The sequence below is a fragment of the candidate division WOR-3 bacterium genome, assembly GCA_016926475.1.
Classification (GTDB): domain Bacteria; phylum SDB-A; class SDB-A; order SDB-A; family SDB-A; genus JAFGIG01.
Map to the genome: position 1 here is coordinate 1 of JAFGON010000017.1, position 2841 is coordinate 2841.

Below are 2841 nucleotides of genomic sequence, written 5' to 3' on the forward strand. Positions count from 1 at the left end.
GAAGGAAAGATGAGGGCGAATGGCTCAGATGGTTAGAGCGCCGGTCTCACATACCGGAGGTCAGAGGTTCAATTCCTCTTTCGCCCATATACTATCAGAAGGGATAGATTTCTATCCCTGTTTTTTTTATATACAGGATCCCGAGAATTGAACGTAATAGACCAGCTATACGAGCTTCATAAATTGGACGAGAGAATAAGCAAATTGAAAAAAAGGACTGAGGCTATACCGGAGAGGCTGTCAAAGCTTGAAGAAAACTACAAAAAGAGGGAAGCTGAAATACACAGGGAGAAAGAAGCTTTAAAATTGTATGAAGTAGAAAAAAAGAAAATCGAAATAGACATAGAATCGCATGAGACAAAAATCAACACTTTTAAACTTCAGCAGCAAAAAGTCAAGACCAACGAAGAATACACATCTTTGGGATCTCAAATAGAGTTTTCAAAAAACAAGATCAGCGAACTTGAAACAAAGGAAATTGAACTTTTTGATGAAATGGACAGAATGAAGAATGAATTGTCCGAGTTGGAAAACAGGCACTCATCCGAGAAGAATAAATTCGAGAACGAAAAAATGAACCTTCTCGAAGAGGAAAAAAGAGGAAAAAAAATAATTGAAGAACTGGTATCTCAGCGGGAATCTTTTGTCCCGGGTTTGGAGCAGAAAGCATACAAAAAATACGAAAAGATAAGAAACGCCAGAGAAACTGCGATGGCTCTAATTTTTCTTTCAGATTTGGGGAGTTCAAATTCAAAAAAAAACTTTTGGATTTGCGAAGGATGCAATTCAATGGTATCTCCACACCTTGTTGAGGAAGTCAAGAAAAAAACTGAAATCGCGTATTGCGAATCTTGCGGAAGGATTTTGTATTTTGTCGAAAGCTAAAAGGAGTTGAAATGTTTCAAAGTTTGCTCATAGCTTTTATCGGGCTTTGGCTTGTTGCGAGCGCTCTCGTGTTCCACTCGAGCGCTGATAAATCAAACATAACTTTCGGTTCGATAATATTCGTACTCGGTATAATACAGTTATTCTGGATTATTAAAAGAGAAAACAAAGAAAAAAAGGATAAATAGAATGTGGACTTCATGGGCGATTTTTTACATAGCTCTCTGGATTATGGGTTCCGGATTTGTCATCGGCGGGCCGAATAAATACACTAACGCCGCGGCGGGATTTTTTCTTTTAGTTCTTTCCGCTTGGACCGGCATCAAATACAGAAGGTCTCTTTTTATCTCCGAAATCCCCGGAGGCGAAAACGAAGAGCAAAGCTCCGCCGAAGAAAGCGGGGAAGTAATGAGCGACGACCCTCCAGAGAAGAATGAGGGCGGTGACGGGTCCGTCCCAGACAAGAGCGAAGCTGATTCCTGAAATTTCCGCTATGCCTGACCCACCTGGGGTGGGGGCGTAGGCGAGTAAGTATGAAAGAGCCATGCCTGTCGCGTAAACTCCAATCAGGTTGGTTTTTGAACCCAAACTCACAGCCAGGCATGGAGTGACAAGGAAAAAAACACCCATTTCCACAATTGAGATCAGAGCCGCAGCGGCGGTTTTTGATGGGTTTTTGAAAAAAAAAGTTTCATAATTGTGCTTGAGATTTTCCATCGATTTCAAAAATCTGAGAAAAAATTCGAAAAGCTTACGGAAAAAACCTTTTTTACCTGACAGTAATAAAAATAATATTTTTTTCATGGGTCTGTTTCTGAACATGACAAAGTAAAAAAACAAAGCCACAAATAGGTAGAAAAAGAGGATGTAGGAAGACAAACCTGAAAAAAATCTGCTCTTGAGAGCGTTGGCGGCGTATGAAACAAGAAGAGGAGCCGAGAGCAACAAAAAAAGTCCGTTTAAAGCGCTTTTGAACGTGATTATAGCCACCCCTTTTGAAAAACTGCACCGGACTTTCTTGAGCAAGTAAAGTTGATAAGCTATTCCTCCGCTCTGAAGAGGGGTTATCGACGATAAAAAAAGAGGGCTTAAAGTAAACCGAGTTGTTTGGGTAAAAGAGAAGTGGACGCCTTGGGCTCTTGTTAAAAGCATCATTTTTAAAACGCTTAAGACCATTTGGATTAAAGCGGCCAGAAAAGCCGCGCCGATGTAGAGGTAATTCGATGAAGAAAGCGCGTTTTTAATCGAAGTGAAGCCTTCGGTCCATCTTTGCAAAAAAGGTCCTGAACCCGAGACGTTGAAGGGAATGAGAAATATCCACGCGACGAGGGTCAGAAAAATGAAAAGCGCGACGCCTTTTTTGATTTTTTTCAGATCAAAAGGAATCGAGGTCTTGTTTTTCAATGTGCAGTACTCTCAGCGAAATTATGGCTCCGATAACCGTGGGAACATAGCAAGTGATAATTCTCCAAGCGAGTGTCAAAAGGCTTATTACGGGAGAACCTTTAGGTATGAAATGACTGAAAGTACTGCTGAATCCGAGCTCGACGAGTCCGCTTCCGCCCGGAGTTGGAGCGAAAAGGAACACGAATGTGAGTATTATCTGAAGGGCTATAGTCTCTATGATTCTGAAATCAGTCAATCCCATGCCCATCATCAAAAAAGCGGGTATCGAATAATACATGGACAAAAAAAGCGCTGTGGTTAAAAAGGCGAGAAATAGCATGGTCTTTCCGGTTTTTAGATATGTCTTAAAACCTTCTTTGAACATTTTAATCTCGTTGAAAGTTTTGCATATGAATCTGTAGTAATTTCTGGGTTTTTTCTTCGTCTTTCTCCAAATAAATTTTCCTATTCTGTGAAAAAACATTTTCGCGTATTTCGGTTTAAAAGATATGAACATAAAGGAGGCGACCCCTACCGTGATAACTGAAATCACCCAGAAGAGCATGGTCA

General features: G+C 40.6%; 4 protein-coding genes and 1 tRNA gene. 3 read left to right on the top strand and 2 right to left on the bottom strand.

Annotation, left to right across the window (positions count from 1 at the left end; translation table 11 throughout):
- Positions 1-13: 13 nt before the first annotated feature.
- The 3 genes from JXA84_01240 (at position 14) to JXA84_01250 (ending at position 1073) form a co-directional block, all read left to right on the top strand.
- Positions 14-87: transfer RNA gene (locus JXA84_01240), tRNA-Val, on the top strand.
- A 60-nt stretch (positions 88-147) separates the two neighbouring features.
- Positions 148-885 carry a hypothetical protein gene (locus tag JXA84_01245; GenBank protein ID MBN1149827.1) on the top strand — a complete coding sequence of 246 codons (738 nt, stop codon included), beginning with the start codon at positions 148-150 and terminating at the stop codon, positions 883-885.
- 11 nt (positions 886-896) lie between these two features.
- The gene (locus JXA84_01250) at positions 897-1073 is read left to right on the top strand and encodes a hypothetical protein (GenBank protein ID MBN1149828.1); all 177 of its coding nucleotides are present in this window, start codon (positions 897-899) and stop codon (positions 1071-1073) included.
- A 109-nt stretch (positions 1074-1182) separates the two neighbouring features.
- Here JXA84_01250 and JXA84_01255 read toward each other — a convergent pair whose 3' ends face one another.
- Both JXA84_01255 and JXA84_01260 read right to left on the bottom strand, forming a co-directional pair.
- A complete protein-coding gene (locus tag JXA84_01255; GenBank protein MBN1149829.1) occupies positions 1183-2289 on the bottom strand; it encodes a flippase-like domain-containing protein in 1107 nt (368 codons plus the stop codon).
- Positions 2261-2841: flippase-like domain-containing protein (locus JXA84_01260; GenBank protein ID MBN1149830.1), on the bottom strand; the 581-nt coding region annotated here is incomplete at its 5' end. The genes JXA84_01260 and JXA84_01255, both read right to left, overlap by 29 nt.